The organism is Bradyrhizobium sp. LB11.1 (assembly GCF_040549385.1).
In the GTDB taxonomy this organism is placed as follows: Bacteria; Pseudomonadota; Alphaproteobacteria; order Rhizobiales; family Xanthobacteraceae; genus Bradyrhizobium.
In genome coordinates this window covers 432785-459468 of record NZ_JBEPTH010000001.1, presented here as the reverse complement: position 1 = coordinate 459468, position 26684 = coordinate 432785, and the positions used below count along the sequence as shown (strand labels likewise).

The 26684-nt window shown below is 62.5% G+C and carries 26 protein-coding genes and 2 pseudogenes; 12 read left to right on the top strand and 16 right to left on the bottom strand.

What is annotated here, in order from left to right:
* The first annotated feature begins 138 nt into the window (after positions 1 to 138).
* Positions 139 to 1092 carry a hypothetical protein gene (locus tag ABIA96_RS02025; protein ID WP_354135335.1) on the top strand — a complete coding sequence of 318 codons (954 nt, stop codon included), beginning with the start codon at positions 139 to 141 and terminating at the stop codon, positions 1090 to 1092.
* A 196-nt stretch (positions 1093 to 1288) separates the two neighbouring features.
* The gene (locus ABIA96_RS02020; RefSeq protein WP_354135334.1) at positions 1289 to 1984 is read left to right on the top strand and encodes a cysteine hydrolase family protein; all 696 of its coding nucleotides are present in this window, start codon (positions 1289 to 1291) and stop codon (positions 1982 to 1984) included.
* A 6-nt stretch (positions 1985 to 1990) separates the two neighbouring features.
* On the opposite strand, the gene ABIA96_RS02015 is transcribed toward ABIA96_RS02020, so the two are convergent.
* The 10 genes from ABIA96_RS02015 to ABIA96_RS01970 all read right to left on the bottom strand — a co-directional run bounded on the left by ABIA96_RS02015 (position 1991) and on the right by ABIA96_RS01970 (position 11133).
* Complete coding sequence (locus ABIA96_RS02015) at positions 1991 to 2815, bottom strand: carbohydrate ABC transporter permease (RefSeq protein ID WP_354135333.1); 825 nt, start codon at positions 2813 to 2815, stop codon at positions 1991 to 1993.
* Complete coding sequence (locus ABIA96_RS02010) at positions 2812 to 3750, bottom strand: carbohydrate ABC transporter permease (protein ID WP_354135332.1); 939 nt, start codon at positions 3748 to 3750, stop codon at positions 2812 to 2814. Before ABIA96_RS02010 ends, ABIA96_RS02015 begins: the two co-directional genes overlap by 4 nt.
* Positions 3747 to 5069, bottom strand: coding sequence for an ABC transporter substrate-binding protein (locus tag ABIA96_RS02005; RefSeq protein ID WP_354135331.1), 1323 nt, complete (start codon positions 5067 to 5069; stop codon positions 3747 to 3749). Before ABIA96_RS02005 ends, ABIA96_RS02010 begins: the two co-directional genes overlap by 4 nt.
* 75 nt (positions 5070 to 5144) lie before the next feature.
* A complete protein-coding gene (gene soxA / locus ABIA96_RS02000; RefSeq protein WP_354135330.1) occupies positions 5145 to 5924 on the bottom strand; it encodes a sulfur oxidation c-type cytochrome SoxA in 780 nt (259 codons plus the stop codon).
* Entirely contained in the window at positions 5921 to 6238 is a 318-nt protein-coding gene (soxZ, locus tag ABIA96_RS01995) for a thiosulfate oxidation carrier complex protein SoxZ (RefSeq protein WP_354135329.1), read from the bottom strand. The genes soxA and soxZ overlap by 4 nt, the downstream gene beginning before the upstream one ends.
* Positions 6238 to 6705 (bottom strand): SoxY-related AACIE arm protein, encoded by a 468-nt coding sequence (locus ABIA96_RS01990; protein WP_354135328.1) that lies wholly within the window; start codon positions 6703 to 6705, stop codon positions 6238 to 6240. The genes soxZ and ABIA96_RS01990 overlap by 1 nt, the downstream gene beginning before the upstream one ends.
* A gap of 8 nt (positions 6706 to 6713) precedes the next feature.
* Positions 6714 to 7163 (bottom strand): sulfur oxidation c-type cytochrome SoxX, encoded by a 450-nt coding sequence (gene soxX, locus ABIA96_RS01985; protein WP_354135327.1) that lies wholly within the window; start codon positions 7161 to 7163, stop codon positions 6714 to 6716.
* A complete protein-coding gene (locus ABIA96_RS01980; protein ID WP_354135326.1) occupies positions 7156 to 8439 on the bottom strand; it encodes an FCSD flavin-binding domain-containing protein in 1284 nt (427 codons plus the stop codon). The genes soxX and ABIA96_RS01980 overlap by 8 nt, the downstream gene beginning before the upstream one ends.
* Positions 8440 to 8485: 46 nt before the next feature.
* Positions 8486 to 10672, bottom strand: a complete 2187-nt coding sequence (locus tag ABIA96_RS01975) for a xanthine dehydrogenase family protein molybdopterin-binding subunit (protein WP_354135325.1) — start codon at positions 10670 to 10672, stop codon at positions 8486 to 8488.
* A gap of 11 nt (positions 10673 to 10683) precedes the next feature.
* Positions 10684 to 11133, bottom strand: coding sequence for a (2Fe-2S)-binding protein (locus tag ABIA96_RS01970; RefSeq protein ID WP_354135324.1), 450 nt, complete (start codon positions 11131 to 11133; stop codon positions 10684 to 10686).
* A 365-nt stretch (positions 11134 to 11498) separates the two neighbouring features.
* Here ABIA96_RS01970 and ABIA96_RS01965 point away from each other — a divergent pair, with 365 nt between their 5' ends.
* The 3 genes from ABIA96_RS01965 (at position 11499) to ABIA96_RS01955 (ending at position 15458) form a co-directional block, all read left to right on the top strand.
* On the top strand, positions 11499 to 13088 hold the full coding sequence (locus ABIA96_RS01965; RefSeq protein ID WP_354135706.1) for a B12-binding domain-containing radical SAM protein: 1590 nt from the start codon (positions 11499 to 11501) through the stop codon (positions 13086 to 13088).
* 159 nt (positions 13089 to 13247) lie between these two features.
* The gene (locus ABIA96_RS01960; RefSeq protein ID WP_354135323.1) at positions 13248 to 14132 is read left to right on the top strand and encodes a hypothetical protein; all 885 of its coding nucleotides are present in this window, start codon (positions 13248 to 13250) and stop codon (positions 14130 to 14132) included.
* 15 nt (positions 14133 to 14147) lie between these two features.
* On the top strand, positions 14148 to 15458 hold the full coding sequence (locus ABIA96_RS01955; protein WP_354135322.1) for a hypothetical protein: 1311 nt from the start codon (positions 14148 to 14150) through the stop codon (positions 15456 to 15458).
* Positions 15459 to 15480: 22 nt separating this feature from the next.
* Here the strand turns inward: ABIA96_RS01955 and ABIA96_RS01950 are convergent, their stop codons facing one another.
* A complete protein-coding gene (locus ABIA96_RS01950) occupies positions 15481 to 16869 on the bottom strand; it encodes an MFS transporter (protein WP_354135321.1) in 1389 nt (462 codons plus the stop codon).
* A 169-nt stretch (positions 16870 to 17038) separates the two neighbouring features.
* On the opposite strand from ABIA96_RS01950, the pseudogene ABIA96_RS01945 reads away from it, so the two are divergent.
* Positions 17039 to 18099, top strand: a pseudogene (locus tag ABIA96_RS01945) (isocitrate/isopropylmalate dehydrogenase family protein).
* A 128-nt stretch (positions 18100 to 18227) separates the two neighbouring features.
* On the opposite strand, the gene ABIA96_RS01940 reads toward ABIA96_RS01945, so the two are convergent.
* Positions 18228 to 18764, bottom strand: a complete 537-nt coding sequence (locus tag ABIA96_RS01940) for a MarR family winged helix-turn-helix transcriptional regulator (protein WP_354135320.1) — start codon at positions 18762 to 18764, stop codon at positions 18228 to 18230.
* Positions 18765 to 18974: 210 nt separating this feature from the next.
* Here ABIA96_RS01940 and ABIA96_RS01935 point away from each other — a divergent pair, with 210 nt between their 5' ends.
* The 3 genes from ABIA96_RS01935 to ABIA96_RS01925 all read left to right on the top strand — a co-directional run bounded on the left by ABIA96_RS01935 (position 18975) and on the right by ABIA96_RS01925 (position 20947).
* Entirely contained in the window at positions 18975 to 19400 is a 426-nt protein-coding gene (locus ABIA96_RS01935) for a putative quinol monooxygenase (protein WP_354135319.1), read from the top strand.
* 71 nt (positions 19401 to 19471) lie between these two features.
* Complete coding sequence (locus ABIA96_RS01930; RefSeq protein WP_354135318.1) at positions 19472 to 19978, top strand: cupin domain-containing protein; 507 nt, start codon at positions 19472 to 19474, stop codon at positions 19976 to 19978.
* A gap of 30 nt (positions 19979 to 20008) precedes the next feature.
* Positions 20009 to 20947 (top strand): glutathione S-transferase family protein, encoded by a 939-nt coding sequence (locus tag ABIA96_RS01925; protein ID WP_354135317.1) that lies wholly within the window; start codon positions 20009 to 20011, stop codon positions 20945 to 20947.
* Between the two features lie 21 nt (positions 20948 to 20968).
* On the opposite strand, the pseudogene ABIA96_RS36610 reads toward ABIA96_RS01925, so the two are convergent.
* Positions 20969 to 21155 (bottom strand): annotated as a pseudogene (locus ABIA96_RS36610) (hypothetical protein); the annotation flags it as partial.
* 9 nt (positions 21156 to 21164) lie between these two features.
* Positions 21165 to 22091, bottom strand: coding sequence for an alpha/beta fold hydrolase (locus ABIA96_RS01920; RefSeq protein ID WP_502918787.1), 927 nt, complete (start codon positions 22089 to 22091; stop codon positions 21165 to 21167).
* A gap of 357 nt (positions 22092 to 22448) precedes the next feature.
* Here ABIA96_RS01920 and ABIA96_RS01915 point away from each other — a divergent pair, with 357 nt between their 5' ends.
* Positions 22449 to 22634 (top strand): hypothetical protein, encoded by a 186-nt coding sequence (locus tag ABIA96_RS01915; RefSeq protein ID WP_354135315.1) that lies wholly within the window; start codon positions 22449 to 22451, stop codon positions 22632 to 22634.
* A gap of 287 nt (positions 22635 to 22921) precedes the next feature.
* Here the strand turns inward: ABIA96_RS01915 and ABIA96_RS01910 are convergent, their stop codons facing one another.
* Positions 22922 to 24355 carry a DUF1254 domain-containing protein gene (locus ABIA96_RS01910; protein WP_354135314.1) on the bottom strand — a complete coding sequence of 478 codons (1434 nt, stop codon included), beginning with the start codon at positions 24353 to 24355 and terminating at the stop codon, positions 22922 to 22924.
* Positions 24356 to 24791: 436 nt separating this feature from the next.
* Here ABIA96_RS01910 and ABIA96_RS01905 point away from each other — a divergent pair, with 436 nt between their 5' ends.
* Together ABIA96_RS01905 and ABIA96_RS01900 are read left to right on the top strand one after the other, a co-directional pair.
* A complete protein-coding gene (locus tag ABIA96_RS01905; protein ID WP_354135313.1) occupies positions 24792 to 25181 on the top strand; it encodes a hypothetical protein in 390 nt (129 codons plus the stop codon).
* Positions 25181 to 25495 carry a hypothetical protein gene (locus ABIA96_RS01900; RefSeq protein ID WP_354135312.1) on the top strand — a complete coding sequence of 105 codons (315 nt, stop codon included), beginning with the start codon at positions 25181 to 25183 and terminating at the stop codon, positions 25493 to 25495. Before ABIA96_RS01905 ends, ABIA96_RS01900 begins: the two co-directional genes overlap by 1 nt.
* Positions 25496 to 25764: 269 nt before the next feature.
* On the opposite strand, the gene ABIA96_RS01895 is transcribed toward ABIA96_RS01900, so the two are convergent.
* Entirely contained in the window at positions 25765 to 26682 is a 918-nt protein-coding gene (locus tag ABIA96_RS01895; RefSeq protein WP_354135311.1) for an MBL fold metallo-hydrolase, read from the bottom strand.
* Between the last annotated feature and the right edge of the window lie 2 nt (positions 26683 to 26684).

Sequence of the window (26684 nt, the reverse complement as noted above, 5' to 3'; positions counted from 1 at the left end):
GGCGGGGTTTGCGCTGCGGGAGGGGTTTGCGGCTGCGCGACGCGAATTATGACAGTCAAGGGCATGGCCCTGTGAAGTCAATACGGCTAGCCGCATCCGTGGCGCTCCTGCTAGTCATGGCTGCTTGTGGAGAACACCATGGCTGCAAACGCATTCGCCACCGAGATCACTGAGACAGCAGAAGCCCTGATCGGGCCGTGGCGCCAGCCGCGCCAGATGCTGCACGCGCAGCTTTATGACGCGCATGCCTCCATCCACGACGATGCCACTGCGCAGAAACTCGGCTTCAAGGGTGGGACCATCGAGGGACCGACCCATTTCAGCCAGTTTGCCCCGCTCGGCGCACGGCTGTGGGGACAGGCGTGGTTCGAGAGCGGCTGTCTCTCCGCCCATTATCGCAATGCCTGCTTCGAGGGTGAGGAGGTGCAGGCAATTCTGTCGAAGCCGTTGCCGGGTACGAGCCAGTGCCAGATTCAGATGGTGAAGCGCGACGGCACCGAGGTGCTGCGCGGCTCGGCTTCGGTCGGCGATCCCCGCGCTGCGACCGCGCTCGAGACGCGCCTGACCGAGCTCAGGCCGCTCGCCGATCCCGTGATCCTGCGCGATGTGAAGGTGGCGCAGACGAGCAAGCGGCAGGCGGTGCGGATGGCATTTGACCAGAACATGGGCGACCTTTATCCGTTCTCGCTGCGGCAGAAGCTCGCAGTCATCACCGAGAACTCTCCTTACTATTCCGGCGCGGACAATCCGTGGGGCAGAGCCATCATCCCGATGGAGATGTTGAGCGTGCTGTTTCAACACCGTTCCAAGGACGATCCGTTGCCGGCGAAGGGGCCGGCCGTCGGCCTGTTCGCCGATCAGGAAATCCGGTTGGTGAAGGGGCCGCTCTTCGTTGACGAGGCGTACGAGGTCGAACGCGAAGTGGTCGCGCTGTCCGGCAGCCGCCGCACCGAGAGTGCCTGGGTGAAGACGCGCGTGTTCGACGGGACGGGCACGCTGGTGGCGGCGATGTTGCTCAACATGGCGACGCTAAAGGATTCCTATGCGCCGTATGAGAATGAGCATCAGAGGCTGTACGGGACTGCACACTAGAGGCCAATCTGGCCGCTCATCCTTTAAGCAAATGCACGTCGCAAAGCCGTCGCACAGGGAATAAGCAGCCGTCAGTGGCTGACTTAACCTTTTGACTGCGCAGCAAATTCCCGTGCCGTTCGCGCCCCGCTACAATTGTACACAATGGCACGGCGCTTGCAGAACTCGTGACAAAGAGAGTTCTCGCGGGGGCGTCATGTTGAACTCAACCAAGCCGACACTGGGCGTCATCAGCGCCGAGCCCGAGCCGATCAAGCTCGACCGGGCGAGCACAGCGCTCGTCATCATCGACATGCAGCGCGATTTCATGGAGCCCGGCGGCTTCGGCGAGACGCTCGGCAATGATGTCAGCCAGCTCGCACGCGCGGTGAAGCCCATCAGTGCCGTGCTGAAGGCCGCGCGCGACACCGGCATGTTGGTGATCCACACCCGCGAAGGACATTTGCCCGATCTCTCCGACGCACCGCCGGCGAAAGTCGAGCGCGGCGCGCCGTCCTTGCGCATCGGCGATCCCGGTCCGATGGGCCGCATTCTCATCCGCGGTGAAGCCGGCCACGACATCATCCCCGAGCTCTATCCGCTCGACAGCGAGGTCGTGATCGACAAGCCCGGCAAAGGCGCTTTCTACGCCACCGAGCTGACCGATGTGCTGGAGAAATACGGCATCGAGAACCTTCTGGTGTGCGGCGTCACCACCGAGGTGTGCGTCAACACCACCGTGCGCGAGGCCAATGACCGCGGCTATCGCTGCGTCGTCATCTCGGACGGCTGCGCATCCTACTTCCCCGAGTTCCACGAGATGGGCCTGAAGATGATCAAGGCCCAGGGCGGCATCTTCGGCTGGGTCGCAGACTCGGCCGCGGTTCTGGAGGCGATGAGGGCCACAGACTAGACGTGACTACCCGCCCTTGACCGCACCCGCGGTGAGCCCGGCCACGATCTGCCGCTGAGCAAACACCGTGAGCAGCAGCACCGGAAGCGTGACGATCAGCGCCGCAGCGGCCAGCGGGCCCCAACTGAGCTGGTCGAACGAGATCATGTTGTAGACAGCGACGGGCAGGGTGCGCGTCTCGCGTCCCGCCAGCACGATGCCGAACACAAAATTGTTCCAGGAGAAGATCACTGCGAGGATGAAGGCGACCGCGATGCCAGGCTTGGCGATCGGCAGCGCGACGTGGCGAAACACCTGCCAGCGCGTAGCGCCGTCGATCAGGGCAGCTTCCTCCAGCTCCAGCGGCGTCGTCTCGAAATAGCCGATCATGATCCAGATCACGATCGGTACCGTCACCACGAGGTGAATGATGACCTGCGGCACCAGCGTGCCGAGCAGTCCCAGCCACTGGAACAGCAGGAACAGGGGAATCAAATACGACAGGCCGGGCGTGATGCGGGCGATCAGGATCACAATCGCAGATTTATGGGCGGCCATGCGCGCAATGCCGTAGCCGGCGGGGACGCCGACGATCAGCGCGAGCGCCGTCGCGCCCCCGGTCACGATCAGGCTGTTGAAGAAATAGGTCACGAATCGATTGGAGGCGACCACGTCGGCATAGTTCTTCCAGGCGAAATGCTCGGGGATGAAGACCGGCGGGTAGGCGGCGTTGTCGACTTCGAATTTCAGCGAGAGTGACACCATCCAGAGGAAGAACAGGATTGCCGGCGACACGATGACGAGCACCGCGAACCACAGGCTGATCTTGCCGATGATTTGCTTCGGGGTCATGCGTCGCTCGCGATCTCAGTCCACAGCATGCGTTGGCGGGCGTAGAGCATCACCGCCGCAAGCAGGACAATCAGCAGGAAGAACACGACCGCGATCGCCGAGCCGTAGCCGAGGTCGTAATAGGAGAAGGCGACGCTGTAGAGATAGATGTTGATCGTCTCCGACGCCGAGCCCGGTCCGCCCTGCGTGATCGCGAAGATGATGTCAAAGCTCTTCACCGCATCGATCATGCGGATCATGCCGGCAATGAACAGGAACGGCATGATCAGCGGCAGGGTGATGAAGCGGAACACCTGCCAGAGATTGGCGCCGTCGATCTGCGCGCTCTCGTAGGGCTCGCTCGGGATCGCGGCGAGGCCGCCGAGCACGATCAGCATGACGAGCGGCGTCCATTGCCAGGTTTCGACCAGCACCAGCGAAGGAATCACCGTTGCCGGATGAAAGACCCAGAGTTGCGGAGGAATGCCGACCAGCGACAGCAGGTAATTGAGCACGCCGAGCTGCGGGTGGAACATCATGGTCCAGACCAGCGCGATCGCCACCGGTGTCGCCATCATCGGCATGATGAAGATGCCGCGCAGGAAGCCGCGGCCGGCGAATTTCTGGTGGAACACCACGGCTGCGAATGTGCCGAACACGAGCGGCAGCACCACGGAGAGCACGGTGTAAACCAGCGTATGTCCGATCGCCTCGATAAAGCGAGGATCGCTGGTCAGACGCAGATAGTTGGAGAACCCGACGAAGGTGGTCGACGAGCCGACCTTCCATTCGTTCAGGCTCATCCAAATTGTGAAGACCCACGGGAAGATGATGATGGCGATCACGACGACCAGCGCCGGCACCACAAACGGCCAATAGGAGGGCGGCCGCAATTCCTTCTCCGGCGCGGCATCAGACTGTGCCGCGCCCGGAGTCGATTGTGTCAACGCACTCACGCCTTTTCGCTACGCTCCAGGATCGGTCGGAACTGATCGTTGGCCTTCTTCAGTTCCGCTGCGGGGTCGGCGCCGGACAGGGTCGCGGTGACCGCCGCGCCGACGATATCGCGGAATTCGGCGACCGGGATCACGACGGGAAGGCCAAGCTTGCTGATCTTGCCGGAATCGATCACCGACTGCAGCCACTCCTTGGTCTTCACGCCCTTCTGGACCTCGGCATCGCCAAGGATCGAGTTGCGGAACGGGACACCGCCGCCGGCCTGCAGCAGCCGCGCGCCTTGCGTCTTCGAAACCACCCACTGGCAGAGCAGATACGCGGCTTCCTTGTTCTTGCTCGCCGCGGCAATGCCGATGCCGTCGCCATAGGTCGAGGAATATTGTCCCTTGGGACCGGCGGGCACCACGGTGTAACCGACCTTGCCGACCACGCGCGAGGCGGCCGGGTCCTCCAGCGGGGGCGCCCAGCCGACGCCGTCGATCCACATCGCGGCCCGTCCTTGGGTGAAGGAGGCCATCGATTCCATCCAGTTGAAGCCGGCGACGCCTGGAGGTGCCGACTTGGTCAGCAGCGTCTGATAAAGCTTGGTTGCGGCAATGGCTTCCGGACCGTCGGTCAGGATGTTGCCCTTGGCATCGAGGAATTCGCCGCCGTAATCGAGGAAGAAGTTGCTCCACATCGCCATGTTGGCATTGCGCAGGCCGCGCCCGACAAAACCGTAGATCCCTTCCTTGGGATCGGTGAGCTTCTCGGCGGCCGCAGCCATCTCGTCGAGGGTCTTGGGGACGGCGATGCCCTTCTTCGCGAACAGCTCCTTGTTGTAATAGAGAATGAAATAGTCGACCGACCAGGGCAGTGACAGCATCTGGCCCTTGTCGTTCTTGGCGTATTGCAGGCCTGCGGCCGAGAAGTCGCTCTCGACGAGGTCGGGCGCGGTCAGCGCCGGATCCTTCATGTAGGGCGTCATGTCGGCGAGCCAGCCGGCCTTCTCAAACTGTCGCTTCTGCACGTGATAGCTGAGATGGACGACGTCGAAGCTCGGCCGTCCCGACGTCAGCTCGATCACGACCTTCTGGCGCTGCTGCTGCTCGGGAATCTGCTCGGATTCGACCTGGATGCCGGTGAGCTCGGTGAATTCCTTGACGTATTTCTGCAGATTGTCGCCGCGCGGTCCCTTGGCGAGGATCACCTCCAGCTTGGTCCCGGCATATTTCTTCCAGTTGACCTCGGCGCGCGCCGGCAATCCCGTCAGGCTGAGCGCGCCCGCTGCGGCAGTGCCAGTCAAAAGCGTACGGCGCGAGATTTTGTAGTCAGCCACTTTAGTTCCTCCCTATGACTCAATTTGGGGGGATACTAGCGACCGTTCCACGCCTGCCTAGCCCTAATTTGGGCGTTACGGTCGCACCGCCGGCGTTTCCATCGGCATTCCGCGCGCCCGCGACATCAGATAAAGCTCGAGGGCGACCAACTCGGGCGCGCCGTAGTCATAGGCTTGGGCGCGGATGCCGGTCATGCAGCTGCGCAAGCGCCGCTCCAGCGATCCCAGCGTCTGCCACTCCAGCCGATAGAGCGGATAGCCGGTCGGCTGCGCCTGCGTGATCGGCGAGCCCGCGAGGCGCTTCTCAAAGTTGTCGTCATGGCAATTGGTGCAGGCGAGGTTGAGTTGCCCTTCGCGCTGCATGAAGAGATGGCGGCCCTGTTCGACGAAAGGCTTAAGCTGTGGATCGTCGCCCACCGTGATTGCGACGCCGCGTGATTGGTGGGCAACGAAGGCGGACAGCGCGAGGATGTCACGGCTCTCGTAAGGCAGTGGACTCGCCCGCTGATGATTGGCGCGGCAGAGGTTGATGCGCTGGTCGAGTGTGACGGGACGCGCCAGCGCCTTGTCGAACGCGGGATAGCGCGCCGCGACGCCCTTCATGCTGCGTCGTGCATCGCCATGGCAGTCCGCGCACGCCTTGTCGGCGCTGCCCGTCTTCTTCGTCCACAGCGCCTCGCCGTCGAGCACGAACAGCATGCCCGGATTCGATGTATCGTCATCCTGCATGGCGCGCGTATCGGGGCCCATGAAGGAATAGCCGGAACGGCGCCCATCGGGCGGGATTTCACCGGCGAGCAGGGCAGGGGCCGTGGCGACAAGCGCCGCCAGCACTATCGCGCGACAAAAATTCATTCGACCGTGATCGATGCCGATGCGGCGGACGAATAGCCGTTGTCGCCGATCCATTCGAACTCGAGCTTGCCACTCTCATTGGCGACCGTGAAGAACGACAAATACGGATTGGCGGCGATGGCCGGAAACAGATCGGCGCGGAAGATCTCGGCGCCGTTGTAGCGGCAGGTGAAGCTCGTGATGATATCGCGCGGCACCAGCGCACCGTCCATGGTGTGGCGGAAGCCGGTTTCCATGATGTGCGACGTCAGCGTGCGGATCTCGATGATGTCGCCGCGTTTGGCCTTCGCCGGGACGTTGATGAGGGCGGCCATCAGTTCATCTCCTCGGTGCAGGCGGCCAGAGTGACGACCACGTCGGCGGCGACTTGCCAGAAGCTGTCGTCGGAGAGGCGGGCGATCGCGACCACCTTCTGGGTGTCGGCGAGCCGGATTCTCGTCGAGACCTGGGCGCGGCCGGAAGAAGGATTCAGATAGAAGTTGCCGATGTTCGGTTGCGGGTTCTTCTCGTTGAAGACGTGGATGCTCTTGACGTAGTCGTCCGCCGTCATCGGGCTCGCCACGTTCACCGTCATCGGCACCGTGTTGCCGTTCTCGACCAGCGGCGGAATGTCGAGCTTGACCTTGCCGGTGTGAATTGGGGCTTCGCCGACGACGCTGCGGATGGCGGTGTTGAGCATCGCGGGCGTCGCTTCGACCGGTCGTAGCGTGACAATCGGAATCGTTCCAACAACCGTCACGCTTCCGGCGAAGCTCAAGAACTGTCGACGCGTCGTTGGCATGAATGGTCCTAGTCCCGAAGCGTTGCAAGAAAGGCCACGATGTCCTCGATCTCCGCAGCCGATAATATCGGTTTGCCGGCAAAATTGCGCCCAACGCGGACGAGACCTTCGTTGCGGTAATAGGACGGCATGATGGTGTCCGGGTTGAAGCGCGAAGCGTCAACCATCCGAAGCCGCAACTGGCTCACTGTCCAGCGGTTCCCCGCGCCGGTGAGATCAGGCGCGAGGTCGCCCTGGAACCGCGTTTCCGGGAACGGACCGGAATGGCACAGGATACAGGTCGTCGTGCGTGCCAGCACCAGAGCGCGTCCGCGCGCGGCGTCGCCGGGGGCGCCTGTCAGCGAATCCGCGATGCCGTCGCCGGTGAATTTATAGGGCGCAAGCCCTTCTGCGCGTGCATTGGAGACGAGCGCGAGACCGGCAAACAGCGCAGCGATGTAGATGCTCGATCTAGCCAAAGGTGTCCGCCGTGATGGTTTGAAACCAGCGTTCCGCCTCGGCCGCCTCGCGGGCGCGCAGTTCGCGCGGTGCATCGACCGGGCTCGTCGCGCCGCCTTCGACCTCGGCAAAGATGTCGCCCTTGGGTTGGTAATTTCCCGCGAGCGAAAAGCCGTAACCGGGTGCCACGGTGTTGTAGCAGACGCCGGTCAGCCGCGGCGCCTCCGGCGCGCGGCCGGCGAGCAGGTTGACGATGGCGGCAGCGCAAGCTTTGCCTTGTGCGCTTGCGGCCGATGCCGATTTGGGGATGCCGCCGCCGAGGCAGGCGTCGCCGATGACGTGGATGTTTTTGACGAGCTTTGACTCGAAGGTGACAGGATCGATCGGGCACCAGCCGGTGGCGTCGGTTGCGCCAGCGATCTCGGCAATGTGCCCGGCGCGCTGCGGCGGGATGACGTTGGCGACATCAGGGGTGTAGTTGCCGAACTCAGTAATGATGGTTCGGGTCGCGGGATCGACCGAGGTGACGCGGCCGCCTTGGGACAGCCCGATGCGCTCGATCATGTCGCCGTAGAGCTCCTTCCATGCCTTCTCGAACAGCCGCTGCTGCGAGAAATTATCCTTGGCATCGAGGACCAACACTTTCGAGCGCGGCTTCTTCGTCTTCAGGTAATGCGCGATCAGGCTGGCGCGTTCGTAGGGCGCGGGCGGACAGCGCGAGGGATTGGCGGGGATCGCAATGGCGACCGTGCCACCATCGTCCATCGCCTCCAGTTGCCTGCGCAGCAGCAGCGTCTGCGCGCCGGCCTTCCAGGCGTGTGGCATCTTTTCCGATGCGGCCTCGTCATAGCCGGGTAGTGCATCGAAGTGAAAATCGATGCCGGGTGAGAGCACGAGGCGATCATAGGGTAGCGCGACGCCATCGGCTGTCAGGACGCTGCGCTGTTGCGGTTCAATTGTAGTCACGGTCTGACCGATCACGGTGACGCCGTCGGCGGCGAGTTTGTCATAGTCAAACTGCTGCACTTCGATGTCGCGCAGGCCCGCGATCACCTCGTTGCTCAGGGGGCAGCAGGTGAAGACCGCATTGGGTTCGATCAGGATGACTTGCGAGTCTCCTTGCGCGCGCTTGAGCGCGCGGGCGCAGGCAGCGCCGCCAAAACCGCCACCGACCACGACGACACGGCTTGTCGATTGCGCGCGCGAGATCGAGGGCCACGCCAACGTCGCGGCCGTCGCGGTGATGCCGAACACGGCATCTCGCCGTGTCACCCGGCGCGTGTTCATCAGGATCATCCAGGCAGAATGCCGCGGCGGCCGTTATGGCCGCCGCGGCATTTCTTTAAGCGAAGGTGATGTTCTGGTCGCGCAGCGGCACCGAGCGGATGCGTTTGCCCGTCGCCGCGAAATAGGCGTTGAGCACCGCTGGCGCCGCAACGCCGATGGTCGGCTCGCCGACACCGCCCCAGAACCCGCCGCTCGGCACCATCACCGATTCCACCTTCGGCATCTCGTTGATGCGCATCGAGTTGAAGGTGTCGAAGTTGGTTTGCTCGATACGGCCGTCCTTGACGGTGCAGCCGCCGTAGAACAACGCCGAGAGGCCATAGACGAAGGAGCCGGCGATCTGCCGCTCCACCTGCGCTGGATTGACGATGTAGCCGGGGTCGGTGGAGGCGACGATACGAAGCACCTTGATCTTGCTGCCGTCGGTCACCGAGATTTCGGCAGCGCCGGCAACATAACTGCCATAGCCCATGACCTGCGCGATGCCGCGATAGACGCCCTGCGGCGCCGGCTTGTCCCAGCCGACCTTCTCGGCCACGGCATTGAGCACCGCCAGATGCTTGGGGTGATTGCCCATCAGCTTGCGGCGGAATTCGAGCGGGTCCTGGCCTGCGGCATGGGCGAGCTCGTCCATGAAGCATTCCATGTAGATCGCGTTGTGATTGACGTTCACGCCGCGCCAGAAGCCGGGCGGAACGTGCGGGTTGCGCATCGAATGCTCGACCAGGAGGTTCGGCACCGAGTAGCCGATCGCGGCTTCGCCGGATTGGGCGACCCCCTGGAATGCCGCCGGATCCATGCCGTTCTGCAGGGCTTCAGGACGCACCGAGAACAGGATGGACTGACCGGACAGGCGGTAGTGCAGCGCGACCAGATTGTTGCTGGCATCGAACGCGCCGGTCATCTTGCACTGGGTGATCGGGTGATACCGGCCGTGCGTCATGTCCTCTTCGCGCGACCACAACAGCTTGATCGGCGTGCCCGGCATCTCCTTGGCGATCGCGACGGCCTGGCGGACATAGTCCGTCATGCCCCGCCGGCCGAAGCCGCCGCCAAGCATCACCTTGTGGACATCGCACTTCTCCGCCGGCAGGCCCGAAGCCTCCAGCACTGCCGCGAAAGCCGCCTCGCCATTCTGCGTGCCGCACCAGACCTCGCATTTGTCCGCGGTGTAGAGCGCGGTGGCGTTCATCGGCTCCATCGTGGCGTGGTTCTGGTAGGGGTAGTTGTAGACGGCCTCGACCTTCTTCGCGGCGCCGGCAATTGCCGCCTTCACGTCACCGTTCTTGTTGCCGACATAGGCCGGCTGCGCATCGTCTAGGCCCTCGGCCAGCCACTTCGCAATCGTCTCGCTCGAGACTTTTGCGTTGTCCCCTTCGTCCCAGACGATCGGCAGAGCTTCCAGCGCCGTCTTGGCGTGCCACCAGGTATCGGCAACGACCGCGACCGCGGAATCGCCGACCTTGACGACCTTTTTTACGCCCTTCATGCCCGTGACCTTGGCTTCGTCAAAGCTCTTCACCTTGCCGCCGAACACTGGACAATCCTTGATCGCGGCGTTCAGCATGCCCGGCAGTTTGATGTCGATGCCGTAGACCATCGTGCCGGTGGTCTTGTCGGCGGTGTCGAGCCGTAGCAAGCCCTTGCCAGCAATGGTCCAGTCCTTGGGATCCTTGAGTTTGACCTCGGCTGGCGGCGTCAGCTTCGCCGCGGCCTCGGCGACCTTGCCGTAGGTCGTTGTCTTGCCCGATGCCTTATGGGTGATGACGCCCTTGGCGACGGTGCATTCGGAGGCCGGCACCTTCCACTCGTCGGCGGCGGCCTGGATCAGCATCACGCGCGCGGTGGCGCCGCCCTTGCGGACATAGTCCTGCGAGCTGCGGATGCCGCGGCTGCCGCCGGTCGAGAAATCGCCCCAGACGCGCTTGCGGGCGACGCTCTGGCCGGGGGTTGGATATTCGGTCGTGACCTTCGACCAGTCGCACTCGAGTTCTTCGGCGACGAGCTGGGCGAGGCCGGTGAGCGAACCCTGGCCCATCTCGGAGCGAGCGATGCGGATCACCACGGTGTCGTCGGGCCTGACCACGACCCAGGCGTTGACCTCGGGCGAGCCGTCGGCTGCGCGGACCACGGCGGGGCCGCCGAAGGGCAGGTCGAGGCCGATGGCGAGGCCCGTGCCGACAGCGGCCGTGCCGATGACGAAGGCGCGGCGGTTCATCTTGGGAGAAACGTGCTTGTTCATGTGCCGGCTCCTTAGGCGCTTGCGATCGTGTGGATCGCTTCGCGCACCTGCTGGAAGGTGCCGCAGCGGCAGATATTCGTGATGGCCTCGTCGATGTCGGCATCGGTCGGCTTCGGCTTCTCGGTCAGGAGCGCGGCCACGGCCATGATCATCCCGCTCTGGCAATAGCCGCACTGCGGAACGTCCTTTGCAATCCAGGCCTGCTGCACTTTGTGCAGGCTGTTGCCGGACGCGAGCCCCTCGATCGTGGTGATTGTCTTGCCCTCGGCCTCAGCGACCGAGATTCCGCAGGAGCGGGTGGCGACACCGTCCATGTGAACGGTGCAGGCGCCGCATTGTGCAATGCCGCAGCCATATTTGGTGCCGGTCAGCCCGGCATTCTCGCGGATCGCCCACAGCAGCGGCGTGTCCGGTTCGACGTCGAGCGTGAAGGTTTTTCCATTGATTGTTAGGTTTGCCATCGCAAGTCCCCTGATTGGCCCATCCACCGATGGGCTCAGGGGCGCAATGTGTCCGGCGAACTGGAACTGTTCAAATCAATAGTCCGAGGGGCAGCTACCGAAGATTCTGATGGCTGCGGGAAGATTATCGACCAGGCGGTGTTGTGGGCGTTTTGAGAAGGCCCGGCCGGGGCCGGATCGCGCCATCTCCCTGAACGCCAGTGCATGGCCTGAAGCGACGTCGGCGCCCAATGGCTCCGCGACAGCTTGTCCCTTTTGCCGGGGTGCAAGACCACGCTGCTTTGCTACACTGCGCCAAAGCATTTGAGAGTTCCGTGAGAGGTCTTGGGAGTTCCGCGAACGTGCCGCACCCCTGCAACGTGCTGATGCTCTATCCGCTGTTCACCGCCGAGTCCTTCTGGAGTTTTGGCGAGTCCTGCAAGCTGATGGGTGTCCGGCGGCCGGCCGCTCCCCTCGGCCTGATCACCGTTGCGGCAATGTTGCCGGAGAGCTGGACGGTCCGGCTTATCGATTGCAACACGCAAGCTTTGGGCGACGACGATCTCGCCTGGGCCGATGTCGTCTTCACCGGCGGCATGTTGCCGCAGCAGGCCGATACGCTGCGCCTGATCGACAAGTGTCGCGCTGCGGGCAAGCCGGTGGTGGTCGGTGGGCCCGATCCGACGTCGAGCCCGCACGTCTACGATAATGCGGACTTCCAGGTCCTCGGCGAGGCCGAGGGCGTGATCGAGGAGTTCATCGCGGCCTGGGATGGCGGCGCGCGCGCCGGCGTTTTCACGGCGCCGAAATTCCAGGCCGACGTCACCACGACGCCGGTGCCGCGGTTCGATCTGCTGAAGTTCGAGGACTATCTCTATCTCGGTGTGCAATATTCGCGCGGCTGCCCGTTCACTTGCGAGTTCTGCGACATCATCGAGCTCTACGGTCGCGTGCCGCGGACCAAGACGATCGAGCAGATGTTTGTCGAGCTCGAGCGGCTCTATCAGATGGGCTACCGCGGCCATCTCGACTTCGTCGACGACAATTTCATCGGCAACAAGAAGTCGCTGCGCCAGTTCCTGCCGCAGCTCGCCGAATGGCAGCGCGCGCACGGCTATCCTTTTGAATTGTCGACCGAGGCTTCGGTCAATCTCGCCGACGATCCTGAGCTGCTGGAGCTGATGGGCGCAGCGAATTTCTTCGCCATCTTCGTCGGCATCGAGAGCCCGGATCCCGCGACCCTGGTCGCGATGCGGAAGAAGCAGAACACGCGACGCAACATCGCCGAGAGCATCCACAAGATCTACGGCGCCGGTATGCTCGTCACCGCCGGCTTCATCGTGGGCTTCGACAACGAGAAGGTCTCGATGGCGGAGGCCATGGTCGATTTCATCGAGGAGGCTGCCATTCCGGTCGCGATGATCGGTCTGCTCTATGCATTGCCGAACACGCAGCTGACGCGGCGGCTCGCGAAAGAGGGCCGGTTGCACGCGGACCACGATCTGGCATCGACGACGGGGGGCGACCAGTGTACCGGCGGCATCAATTTCGATCCGGTGCGCCCGCTGCGCGACATCCTGATGGACTACAAGACGGTGCTGGAGCGCGTCTACAGCCCGGCCGCCTATGCGGGCCGTATCGACAAATTGATGACGCTGCTCGACCGTTCTCGGCAGCGCCACGAGCTCGCAGACGGCGACATCCGTGCGCGGGTCGGGGCGATGGAAACCGTGCATCGCGTGGTCACCGCGATCCCCGAGGCGCGCGGGCCGCTGTGGCAGACCTTCATGAATTGCGCCAAGCGCGACACCTCGTCGGCGCGGATCGCCGTGCAGATGATCGCGGCCTATGCGCATCTCGGGCCGTTCTCGCGCAAGGTCATCGATGCCATCGACGCGCGCCTGGCCGCGCTGGATGAGCAAATGCCGGTCCCGGTCGTCGCTGACGGCGCGACAGTGGCGCAAAATCTGGCCTGACAGCGAAAAGGGGGATGCCCTCGCCGGGAGGCGGATTGGGTTGAGTTGATAGGTCACGGGCGCCGCGGTCGAATTTGGGCGGCAAGTGTGAGCCTGTCGCTTGACAGCGAAACAACCTGGAGCTGACCGTGATCCGGATGACACCGGGCGAGGTGCGGCATGTCCAGGAAGCTGATCGGCTGGTCTGTCGCGGCGATTGCCGCGATCGCGTTGACACTCACGTATCTGCCTTCGTTTGTCGCCGACTCCGTCTACAAGAACGTCGACGATCTGACCGATGGGGAAATGCCCGCCACCGTCACCGCCTTTCAATCGGGACCGGATATCGTCAGCACCCTCGGTGGCAGCGGCGAGGGATTGAACTGCAGCCTTCCGGCATGGGCCAACATCCTGTTCGACGGCAGCAGCGATTCGAAAGGCAGGCGCCATCTCGTCTTGCAACGCTTCAGGCAGGCATGCGTGTTTCACGATGTCTGCTATCGCCATGGTCTCGCAACATACGGCTATAACCAGAATGATTGTGATCGGATCCTGCAAAACGCAGCCTTTCGACTGTGCCTCTACATTCGGAACGACGACAAGGGCAGCAGGGCCGATCGCTGTCAGACCGACTCGAAGATGGTCCTCGCGGGGGTGAGCTTCGGAGGATACAACGCCTTTCGCGACTGGGGCCGGTCGAGTTATTTCGAGTTCGATCCAGACCCGTCACGTTCGAACGGATTTCTCGTCAGCCGGGTGGTGGACCATCCGTTCAAGACGGTTGTCCCCGCCAAGTACGGCAGCGAGCCGGATCAGGTCATCCTGGCGTTCGAGAACGTCCGATCCAACATCGCTGTCACGTGCATCACATGCACAGACAAGGGTGCGATCGGGTTCACACGTAATCCGGGTGAGGTCAGCGCCGAACTGCGTTCGCTTGGTGTCCTCTGGCTGCCGGAGGTGCTGCTCGAGCGCGATCCGAAACTGTCGGAGACGGCGCCGGTCTGGCTGCCGCCGCGCCGCCGTCACGCGGCACCGCATCTGCTCGTCGATGCGCAAGGCTAGAACCATCTGATCTGGATGAGCCGGAACAATCCGCAGAACACCATAACCTGTATCGTGCTGGCGGACGCGGCGCGATTGCTCACCAATACCCTGCCGAAGCTGGACCTCTGCTCGACGGTCGATGCGAAGTCGTCTCTGACCATGGTGGAGATCGACATGTTTGCGACCTCTCCGCTTCCGATGGAGATCCCCGGAGCTTTGGATCCGATCTACGCGACGGCCATCAGCCCCCAGGTGACGGGCGATAGCGATCTTAGCTTCTGTGCACGTTCTGCATCCAGGGACGTCGACAGGTTGGAGAAGGACGACGATCAGTCCAAGTGCACCACATTCTCCGACGAACGCGTCAAGAAGGGAGCGGCATTAGGTGCATTCCAGGACTTTGCGGTGGTTCGTCCCGGGCAGCAGCTCATTTTCGCACGCGATGTCGAGCAGCGGACGGACTCGGCGCTGACGGCGATCCGGCAACGTGTGTTCGGTGACGCCTATTCGCCCCGCGGCGCCTTGCTCGTGATCGATGTCAAGCCGCCGCTCGCCGCCACAGACGCAGTCCGGGCCGAGCTGAAGAAGTTTGTCCGCTTTGACATCGACGATCGCTTCGATCCGATGATGCCGATCACGCGCAAAGTGGACGACCTTCGCTTCCTGAGCCTCGAGGCATCGCAGTCGAGCGTATACCTTCGTATGATCGACTTCGCCAAGGACAATCCCGCCGTCGGCAATGTGCGGCTGACCATGGGTGGCGCTGACTTGGACCTCGATCGCTCGTGGGCCGAGAGGCCCATGCTGGTGTTGGAAACCAGGGATGCTCAACCCAAGACCAAGCTGATGTTCTCGCGCGCGAAACTGGCAAACGAAAAGGGCGAGATATCCAGCGCGACGACCGACGCGCTGACATTGCAGGCGCTGGTTTTCGAGCGCGATGTCGCGGCGGCTTCGGATGCGCCATTCGTGAAATCGGCTGGAGCGACTTGCGAGATTGTCTACGACTTCGCACCGAACCGCACGGAGTGGGAGTGCTATCGTCCGTTCGATCCCACCCGCTCAATGCGCTCATCGCCGGCCGCCAGGATGCGGGCATCCCAGATGCTGGTCGGACGATTCTCGCCGAGCGGCAGACACGCTATCGCATTTCCCGATTTCTGCCTGAAGTCGGAGCCGATCATCCTGGAGCCGGAAGGAGACACGTTTGCGCCTCCGCTCAAGCCCGCGGGTTGGCCGGATGGGGAAAGGCTGCAACGGAAGATCAAATGCGCCCCGCTCGATGCGGCGACAATTGTGAGCCGGCCCATCGCATCGAAAGTCCCGGACAAGCCGGCCGGCTGAACGGTGACGAGCAGGCTGGTGTCTACTTCACCGCCAGTCGCAAGAAGCTCATCACACTGCCGAGCGCGGCAAAGCCGGCACCTAGCGCCAGCGCGACGGTGGCGCCGTTGTGACCGGCGAGCGCAAAGCACGCCGCGGCAAGTGCTGCACCGGTGGTCTGTCCGGTCAGGCGCGCGGTGGCGACGATGCCCGAGGCGCTGCCGCCGCGGTGTGGTGGCGCGCTTCCCATGATCGCCTTCATGTTCGGCGCCTGGAAGAAGCCGAACCCCATGCCGCAGATCATGATCCGCCAGACGATATCAGGAATGCTCGGGCTCGCTGGAAGCAGTGCGAGCAGCGCCATGCCGAGGCCGAGCAGGATAAGGCCGATGCCGCCCAGGAGGCCGACCGGATGGCGATCGGAGAGGCGGCCGGCAATCGGCGCCATGATGCCGACCACCAGCGGCCACGGCGTCATGAAGAAACCGGTCTCGACCTGCGAGCGGCCGAGCACGTCCTCGAAATAGAACGGCAGCGAGACGAAGGCGAGGCCCTGCACCGCGAAGGAGCAGACCGCGGTCGCCGCCGACAGCGCGAACATCGGCCGGCTGAACAGATCGATCGGCAGCATCGGCGCGGGATGGTCGGCGTGACGGCGCGTCAGGATGAAGCCGAGTGCGAGCGCCGTGACCAGCTCGACCGCCACGATGACCGGCGACAGATTATGCGCGGCGCTGCCGATGCCCGTGATGAACAGCCCGAGGCAGGCGGAGGCGAGAGCCGCACCGATAAAATCAAAACCGTGGTCGGCGCGCGGCGTCTTCGGCAGCATTGCAAAGCCGATGCCGGTTGCGACGAGGCCGAACGGAATATTCACCGCGAACAGCCATGGCCACGGGCCGACCGCGAGAATGGCGGAGGCGATCGACGGCCCGAAGGTGAAGGCAGTTGCGACCACGAGCGCATTGTGGCCGAAGCCGCGGCCCTGCATCCGGCCGGGATAGACGAAGCGCACCAGTGCGGTGTTGACGCTCATGATGCCGCTGGCGCCGAGGCCTTGCAGCGTGCGCGCGACCAGCAAACTGTCCAGCGACCAGGCGACCGCGCAGAACAGCGAGGCGATGGTGAACAGCACGAGGCCGCCGAGATAGATGCGCTGGTGTCCGACGATCTCGCCGAGCGCGCCGAGCGGCAGCAGCGTCGCCACCAGCGCGATCTGGTAGACATTGACCACCCAGACCGACTGTTCCGGGCTGACATGCAGATCGGCGGCAATGGCGGGCAGCGCGATGTTGGCGATCGCGGTGTCGAGCGAGGCCATCGCCAGCGCCGTGAAGATCGCGGCAATCGCCCAGCGGCGCTGCTCGGCCGGCAGGCCATCGGCAATGGGACGATCGGGCTCACGCGCGGCGGCAGGTAATGTGATTGTCATTGCCTTGCGCGTTCTCCGACAGCCTGGCTCAAATGGTGTTCCGCATGTACTACGGCCGGGCCTGCTTCCACAGGCATATGCTTGCATGCATTGTATGCGCGAAGGTCAGGCGATGAGCGCGCGCGCTGGCGTATGATCGCGCCAACTGCCGCTCTGACAGGGGATCACTATGCAAATCGTCGCTCTGCCGGGAGACGGCATCGGACCGGAGATCACGGCCGCCACAACGGGCGTGCTGCGCGCGGCGTCCGAGCGCTTCCAGCTCAATTTGCGGCTGGAGGAGCATGCGGTCGGGCATGCGAGCCTGAAACAGTTCGGCACCACGGTGCGCCCCGAGCTGCTCGACACCGTCCGCGCGGCCGATGGACTGATCCTGGGGCCGACCGCGACCTTCGACTTCAAGGACGAGGCGCGTGGCGAGATCAATCCGTCGCGCCACTTCCGCAAGAGCCTCGACCTCTACGCCAACATCAGGCCCGCGCGCACCTATGCCGGGCGGCCCGGTCGCCTCGGCGATTTCGATCTCGTCGTGGTCCGCGAGAACACCGAAGGGCTTTATGCCGACCGCAACATGGAGCAGGGCAGTGGGAGATGCTGGTCACGCCCGACGTCGTGATCTCGCTGCGGCGGATCACGCGGCTCTGCTGTGAGCGCATCGCGCATGCCGCCTGTCGTCTGGCGATGAAGCGGCGAAAGCATCTGACCATCGTGCACAAGGCCAATGTGCTCAAGATCGGCGACGGCATGTTTCTCGACATCTGCCGGGCGGCGGCGAAGGCCTATCCCGGCCTCGCGGTCGACGACATCCTGGTCGACGCCATGATGGCGCACGTGGTGCGCAACCCCGACCGCTTCGACGTCATCGTCGCCACCAACATGTTCGGCGACATCCTGTCCGATCTCACCGCGGAGCTCTCGGGCAGCCTCGGCCTCGGCGGCTCGCTGAATGTCGGCGACAGCTACGCGATGGCGCAGGCCGCGCACGGCTCGGCGCCCGACATCGCAGGGCAGGACGTCGCCAACCCGGTCTCGCTGATCCTGTCGACCGCGCTGCTGCTCGGCTGGCACGGCGAAAGGAGCGGCGCGGTCCGTTACGAGGAGGCCGCGCGTGCGATCGAGGCGGCGGTGGCGACGGCGATCGGCGCGGGCAGGGCGACGCGCGATGTCGGCGGCAAGCTCGGCACCATCGCGGCGGGCGCTGCGATCGCGGAGATTTTGCAAGCGGAGTGAGCTTTCGCCTTCTTTTTCTTCATGGCTCGAAGCCAAAGGCCGAAAACAACCCCATGCACAGTAGAAGGCCCCTTGATGGGCAAGGGGTTTTTCGTTCGGTTCCGCAAGAGACCCGAAGCGCTGCCAGGCTACGCTGACTCCGATATCTTAACAGACGTCGCCTTCTCCTCCTTTGGTCCCGACGAGCTGACGAAGTGACGTAAGCGATCCTTCAGGTCGAAAAGCTCATCCAAAGGCATATTCAGGAAGCAGTAGAACTCGCCGAGCATTTGTTCGGTTCTCTGGCGTAGCGACACTCCCTTTGGAGTCAAGTCGACAAGTACCCGCCGCTCATCGTCTGGCTGCCGTCGTCGTGTCACCAGTCCCTTGGCCTCGAGACGTTTGAGCATCGGCGAGAGCGAGCCGAGATCCATTTGCAGCGCCGAGGCCAAGTCTCCGACGCCCCCCGCCCCGCGTTCCCAGAGCACGACCAGAACCAGATATTGCGGATAGGTGACGCCGAGCTTCTTGAGGAACGGTACGAACAGGCGCGTCATGTGGTTGCTTGCGGAATAGAGCGCAAAGCAAAGATGATTATCGAGCCCGGGCATCTCGACCGGTGCGATGGATTGCTGGCTGGCTCGATTCCCAGGAGCGCGTCGCGTGTTCAATGTCTGTGTCTTCATTCTCGCTCGACCGTCTGCAGAACAAATCATTCCTTGAGCCAAATCCTAGCGTTAGCCGTCGCTCGAGCCAAGCTGCTCGACCGCAATTTTCTGCTGTAACAATGTATATGATGCCGTTTATTTGACTCTTAATATTTTGTGTTCAAACTATTGGTACCTCATGAAATGAGGAAGATCTGGCCGCCGAGCATTCGGCTGCCGGATTTGCAAATGAAAACAAAACAGAGGGGAGGAATAGCCATGTTGGACATGGATCGCCGTGCGTTCGTGGGAGCCGCCGCCATCGGCGGCATGGCGGCTGCCGTTCTCTCCGCTTCATCGGCGGAGGCCGCCGGACAGAGCGGCTACTTTGTGATCGCGGAAATCGTATCGAAGAAGGACAAGGCGGACGAGCTCCGCGCGCTCATGGTTCCTTTCGCCGAAGTGGCGGCGAAAGAGCCTGGTTGTCTGACCTATACGTTGATGGAGGTCATCGGCGAGCCAGGCCGCTTCCTGACTTTCGAACGCTGGAAGGACAAAGCGGCGCTCGACGCTCATATGGTCACGCCCGATATCAAGGCGATCGTACCAAAGCTCGACCCAGTTCTGGCAAAGCCGTTCACGCAACTCTTCCTGGATGCACGAACCGGCGGCTGAACCGAAGCCCATTACACACGACCGGCGGGTCGCTGCCTGGCAGCGACCCAGGGCAGCGTTCGATTTGCGACTTGAATCCAGAACAGATCAATCGGGAGGAAGAGATGCGTGGTTCAGTTTGTGCTGCGGCGTTACTGATTGCGGTCGCCACCACCGTTCCAGCGTGCGCCGGTGAAATCTATGTCATCGAGAACGGACAAGGAAAAAAGGCAGTCGCGGTGAAGAAGGAAGCCGCGGCACTCGCGGCTGTGCCGGCCATGCCCGACGGCAAGCCGAACCAGGGCTTCAACTATGCAAAGCTTTACGAGCTGCCGGGCGCAAATACCCATGTGATGCGCGGACACGTAGACGCCAAAGGCTCGATCGCCGTTCACGAAGGGCCTCTGCCTTACATTCTCTACGTCATTGGCGGTAGCGGAAAGCTGTCCTTGAACGACACCGGCGGAGCGCAGATCGGCGAGATCACCTACAAGCCGGACGATGTGATCGTTTTCCAGCCCAATACCCCACACGGCTGGACCAATGGCGACTCTGCATTCGAGTTTCTCGGCGTGGAGCTACCCGCACCCCAGAAGTAGGCCCATCAGGTGAAATCCAGGAGAGAACGCATGTCGGAGATCATTCTGCATCACTACCAGCTTTCGCCTTACTCGGAGAAGATTCGGCTGGCTCTCGGCCTGAAGGGCCAGAGCTGGCGCTCGGTCGAGATCCCGGTCTGGACACCGCGTCCCAAACTCACGCCGATGACGGGCGGTTACCGGCGCACGCCGATCCTCCAGATCGGGGCAGAGTTCTATTGCGATACGCTTCTCATTCTCCGTGTCATCGAGACGCTGGGCGGCTCGGGCGCGCTTTATCCCAAAGGAAAGGAGGGACTCGCCAAGGCCTTCGGGTGGTGGATCGAGAAAGGCTCCTTCATGAACGCCGTCTGTCTGACGATTGGCAACATGGACGGAAAAATCCCCCAGGAACTCGTCGAGGAGCGCCGGCCTCTTTTCCGCGTCAATCTGGACCCACAGGTCTTGCTTCCGAGGCGCGCACTCTACCTGCAGCGGCTCAAAGCGCATCTCACCTGGCTCAGCGAAGTTCTCTCTGACGGCCGCAACTTCGTCCTGGGACAGAACCCCTCCGCGGCCGACCTGTCGGCCTATCACCCGATCTGGTTTGCACGGCAAAATGGCGGGCCGGAGATTGTGGACCTCATCGCTTTCGCGGAAGTGGTTGATGCCTGGTACGCGCGAGTCGCGGCCCTTGGGCACGGCAAACACACTGAAATGACGCCTGATGAGGCGATCGAGGTTGCTCGGGTCAATCAGCCGGGCGAACCCGGTGGCGGGTCATCGGAAGCACACAGCGTTGGAATTCGGCGTGGCGACTGGGTCAGCGTGACACCCGACGATTATGGCAATCCCGTCCATGGAACCCTTCTCGCATGGACAGCCGATGAGATTGTGATCCGGCACGACGATCCTTCGGTCGGCAAAGTGAATCTTCACTTTCCAACGGTCGGCTTCGATTTGGCTCACGCTGAAAAGGAAGCGGCCTAGACAAATCGGAATGTGTGCCTCCGGCACCCAGCGGAAAGGCATCGCTGGCGACCGCGACATGGCCGACCGATGGGAACGGCATATGCGTGGCCACCATTATGCTCGTCCTGCTTTTGTCACCACGCGATGCAATACGTCGGTTACACGCGGCGAAGTGGCTGAGCCGGCGTAGGCGCAACCGCTCCGCATGAGGGACTTCACTTTCCCACCGCGGCTATCAAAGCTTTTTGCTCTGGAGCCAGGTGCGGATAGCGTCGATGTGTTCTGCCTTGCGTTCCAGCGGCAGCCAATGCCCGGCGGGCAGGCTCGTCACGGTAAGGTCTGGGTAGGCCGCGCGCATGGGGTCACCTTGGCGATTTCCGGTGATGCTGCAGATCTGATCAAAGTCGCCGTTGACGAACAGCACTGGCTGCGACAGGCGGCCGCCACTGGGGGCCTTGCGAGCGTAGGCGATGTTGGCGTCATCGTTCAGGTACCACGCGCAGGATGGACGGAAGCCGTGAGCCCTGAACGACTGCACCAGCATGTCGAAGTCCGCCGGCGGCCAGAGAGCCGGATCAGGTTCAGTCGGCGGTGCGCGGTGCGCGGCGCCAAACCGCCCTCCGTTGCGCGTAACCATCGCATTCGGCGAAACCTTGTCGATGCCGGCGGGGTTGCCTGGCCGAAAGATCGACGCCAGCGATGCTGCCAGGTCCGCATCGAGGTCGGCGACCGCCGCCTTGAAATGCGTTGTGTAGTAGCGGTAGTAGTCCCATTGGCCATCCGGATACTTGTCAGCGGGATAAATCGTTCGGTCGACCAGCGGGACGATTGTGCGCAGGGCGTGCCCGTCGGGTTGATACGCCAGCGAGGTCAGCACGACGCCACGGCTGCGCTTCGGCTCATGCGCGACCAACTCACCGACCACAACACAACCCCAGTCGTGGCCAACCCAGATCGCAGGCTTGCCGCCAAGGCGGTCATGGAGTTCCGCCATGTCTGTCACGACTTCCTCGATGGCGTAGGCGTCGTTGGCTGCAGGCGTGGAAGAGCCGCCGTAACCGCGCAGATCGGGAGCGACGCATTGCCAACCGTCGGCGGCGAACGCGTCCATCTGAGCGCGCCACATCAGACTGATGCACGGCCAGCCATGGACGAAGATCATCAACGGTCCGTCGGCCGGCCCGCAGGCGATGTAGTGCGTCGTCTGACGAGGCGAGCTGAAAGTGCGTTGGTTGAGCGTTAGTCCGGCTCCAGAGCTGGTCGGTTGAAGTGGGTCTGTCATGGTCGAATGCTCCGGTTGAGTTCCGATGGTTCTTGAACGTGACGCGGACAACGTGAAACGACGCGTCGTTTGCGTTCACCGTCATGTGTTCGATATCGAGGGGCCATGCCGTCAGTGGCTAAAGTCAATTGCCTAGAAAACGGTGCAGAGCATTCGATCGCGCTCGGACTGATGATTCATTAGCATTGCGTGCGTCGGAAGTCGCATTCCGAGTTCGGCGGATCCGGCGTGCCATTGATGATGTTCAATATCGGCGTGTATGATTTGGATGCGCGGACGGCAGCCATCAAGAGCGGAACGCCGCTTGCCGGCAACCATTCCGCGCTGTTTGCATCGGTGCCGAAGCCGACCATTCAGACCGGCATCATCGCGATGACGGTCGCTGTGCTGAATGCGTTCAACCAGAGGGCCAAGGCGCCGTAACGACACATACGTGCCGTTTAAGGGCTGCTATTCCGACTCAATGGCAGATAGAATGTCCGCGCAAACGGGAGGGCTGGATGATGCTTTCGCGGATTGCCTGCTCGGATGTGCTCCGGCGACATTGCCGATCGCTTTAGCTCAGACACAGGATCGCAACAATGCCAGAGCGCCAAGGCGAATTTTGTCCACCGAAGCCCGTACAGAAGTGCGGGCTTCGGTGTAATGAGCCATCAATGCGTCGTCTTTCAAGGCGGCGAATTGCGCTGCGCCAATCCGCTCTCCTCTCTTCAGGCTTCAGCTTTCCTCACCGCCGGAATCTTCCACGATCCATTGATGATCGAGGGGTTCTTCTCGCTCGGCCAATACAGCCGCATCATCAGGACGAAATCGCCGGATGGTGCCGGAAGCCAGTTGGATTCCTTGTCCTTCCCCGGGGAATCCTTCTGGATGTAGAGATCGGTGGACCCGTCCGGATTCGATTTCAGATGCTCGCGCGCGCTGATCGAGTAGCGGTTGATCGGATTGCTCACGAAGAAGTAGCTGGCGTCGTACATCGTCAGCGACCAGAAGCCTTGTGCCGGCGGCAGCTGCCCCTTGGGGAATCGCACCACGTATTTGTTGGCGCCGCTGTATTTCCGGCCCTCGGCGTCCTTTTGCGATGTCGGATACACGGCGTCCTGCGGACGATTGGCGCCAAGGCCAATGGCGGTGACTAGCGCCCGCATCAGATAGTCCGTGCCGTAGATGCCGGTCTTGGTCGTGAAGCCCCAGCCGTTCTCGTCCTTCATGTCCTTGTTGACCTTGAACTGGAGCATGATCCGGTCATTGGCGATTTCCGGAACGCGCTTGACGAAGTCCGCCTTGAGCTTGCTCGCATCGAAATCCTGTCCCGGCACGATTCCAATCCTGGCGAACTTGGCGAGCTGCGGCGCATCCGCCGCGGCGGGCGGATTGTCTTTCATGAGCTTGCACAGCAGCGTGAAATACGCCGCGGCATCCATCTTGTTCACCTGTTCGCGCACAGCCGTCTTCATGTCGACCGATGGATCAACAGTGCCCGGAGGCGGTGTATAGGGCTTGCCGTGCGCACTCAGCGGCACCAGTGCGCATTGGTCCTGAAGCTTGTGAACCTCGGCGTAATCATCGGGTGTGCCGGTGCAATAGATGCGGCCGAGCAGCCATACGATGTTGGTCGGCGATTTGAGCTCCTTGACTCCCGTCGGCAGCGTGCCCTTCCATCCCGGACCCGTGATCGCATAGGTCTGCGCGCCGGTGCCGGTCGTTCGCTTGCCTGGCACCTGGAACACGGTGGTCCAGCCGTCCAGCATCGGAAAAAGGGCGTAACGTCCCTTCATGTCGGGGATGCTCAATACCCACGGCTCCTTGCCGACGTCGAAAAACGACGTCGTATAGAGCGTGTCGGCATTGGGGGCTGTGACGTCGCGGAAACTCGCATCCGGATACTTGCGCAGCTTGATGATCTGACCCATCGGCCCGCGGGTTCCGACTGGCGCGGCGACATTGGTAACGACACGTCGCGTCATTTCCATCGTCACCAGCGGATAGCCGAAGATGTAGGCGTCGGTAGCGAGCGCGAAATCCTCAAATCCTTCGCCAATGCCGAGGAGTTCACCAAGCTCGGCACGGCTCATGGTGCTCATCGAGGCACTGGCAAGCAGGCTCATGCCGCCAATCGTCACGTTGCGACGGGTGAAAATCATGGAACGATCTCCCTTACATTTGCTTGTGGAAACAATTCTGCCGGGAACGATAGTCCCGGTATCGCGCGGGCACTGCGACGCAGCGCCTGCCTCAACGTTCCCTCTCAATAACAGGGCGGATACGGATAGTAGCCGCAGGCCGGACGCGCGTAGTAAGGCGCTGCATATGCTGCCGCTCCGACCGCACCGGCATACAGCTAAAGCACTCTCGTTCAGAGCGAGAGGTCGTCCATCGAAGCGTGCAACATCGGCTGCAGTTAACGCCGCATGGCGTCCACAAAAGCAAAAACGCGGCTGGAATTAAACGTGATGGGCTTATGGGCTTACAGCACTTCAAAAAAGGGTGATGCTACCTCCACGGGTATTACAATAGCACAAGAGAACGAGGGCCAGCCATGATTTTATTCTGTGCCTCTATCTCGTTGCGCTATGGGTCGTGTTTTCAAAATTCAGAATCGCGCGGTGGAGCTGGTTGTCGGGGACGATTTCACTGTTGTTCGGCGGATTTATCCTCGCGACGCTTCCTGCGCTTTTTAATTATCTCGCGCCGTCGGGTCGCGTGACGGTGACCGGCTGCGTCGCGGAAATGACGCGGAACGTGACGGGACAAATTGTCGCGATCCCGGTCGAGCAGAACGTGCGCCGCAGCAATCGGCTGCGCGGGCGGCCCAGCAAAGCTCAAAGTTTGCGCTGGATTCGGAGATTGGCGGTGTCAAAACCCTCGGTTGTAGCGAAAGTTTGCAGCACGCTTTATAAAAGCCGCGTGTACACGCTTCTCGGTCATTCAAGCTTTATCGATCGTCCGCGTAGTTGGGAGGCCTTATGATGCATCGCAATGTTGTCACGCCTGTTCATCTGTTTGCAGGCATTGTTCTCTTCGCCGCGTTGTTGCCGACCGAAAGCAGATATCATACCGACCTGATGATATCCGCCGCGCAAGCCGCGGACGAAACGCCGAAGGGCACGCTCGCTGCGCAGATCCGCACGCAAGGCTTTGCCTGTGATCGACCGCTCCGTGCGACAAGAGATGCCAAGCGCTCCAGGCCGGACTATGCGGTCTGGGTCCTGAAATGCGGCAACGCGACCTACAGGGTCAGCCGCGCTCCAGATATGGCGGCGAAGGTGCTGCCATTGGAGTAGCCATATCAGCGATGTCGTGCAGCGAACGCGATCGTCGATCGAACAACGCGAAATGAGTGAACCCATACTGGCACACGTCGAGGCGGGAGTAATTCCGCTCCCGAGTCAATGCATAGCGCCCGACGCACTGCGTCTAGCCCGAGCCGCAGACCAGTTGCGAAGGGGGCGGTCCAACGTCTCGATGCAGGAACAACGTCACTCCAGAGCAGCAGAGCGCGAACTCACGTGTTCGGTGAGCCCGCGCTCCGATTGCTTTCGCTCAATTGCGATCAGTAATCCCAGAACACCGGCACCCAGCGGAAGGCGTCGCCGGCGACCGCGACATGGCCGACGGACGGGAATGGCATGTGCGTGGCCACCAGCAGTTCGCCCGTCTTCGCGAGCTCTCGCAAAAGACGGATACGAACGCGCGCTGCTTCCTCGGGATCGTGCTCGAAGCCGTTGTGCCACTCGGGCTGCTCAAACCCGACAGCAAACACGGCGTCGCCGGCGAATGTCAGTGCGTCGCCGCCGGACGCCACGCGAACCACGCTGTGTCCCGGCGTGTGACCGCCGGTGCGACGGACGACGACGCCAGGTGCAACCTCGTGCTGCTCGTCGAACGGCCGGATCTGACTGCCGTATTCCTTCACGAACCGCTTGGCGGTCGCCCGAAGCGCGTCCGGGAATCCGGGCGGCATGGCGACACGCGAGAAATCGGGCGCCTCCCAGAACTTGACCTCGGCGGCCGCCACGTGGATGCGCAGATCCTTGCGCAGCCGCTCCTTGACACCGTCGACGAGTAGCCCGCCGACATGGTCCATGTGCATATGGGTCAGCACCAGATCGGTCACCGACTCCAGATCGATCCCGGCGGCCTCCAGTCGCTTGATCAACTGACCGGCCCGCGGCAGGTGCAGGTCCGGGTCGGAGCCCAGTCCGGCGTCGATGAGGATGGTCTTGTCGCCGCTGCGCACCATCACCGCATTCAGCGCCCAGTCGAATGCGTCGGGCGGCAGGAACATGTCGTTCAGCCAATTTGCCCGATCGGCCGGGGCGGCGTTGTGCGCCAGCATGGTGGTCGGGAGCGGCAGTACGCCGTCGCTGACCACCAGAACGTCGATCTCGCCGATACGCACGGCGTAGCGTGACGGGACGAGCTCTTCGGGTTTCGATGTCGCGGGGTAGGACTTGTTGTGCAGATTCATGT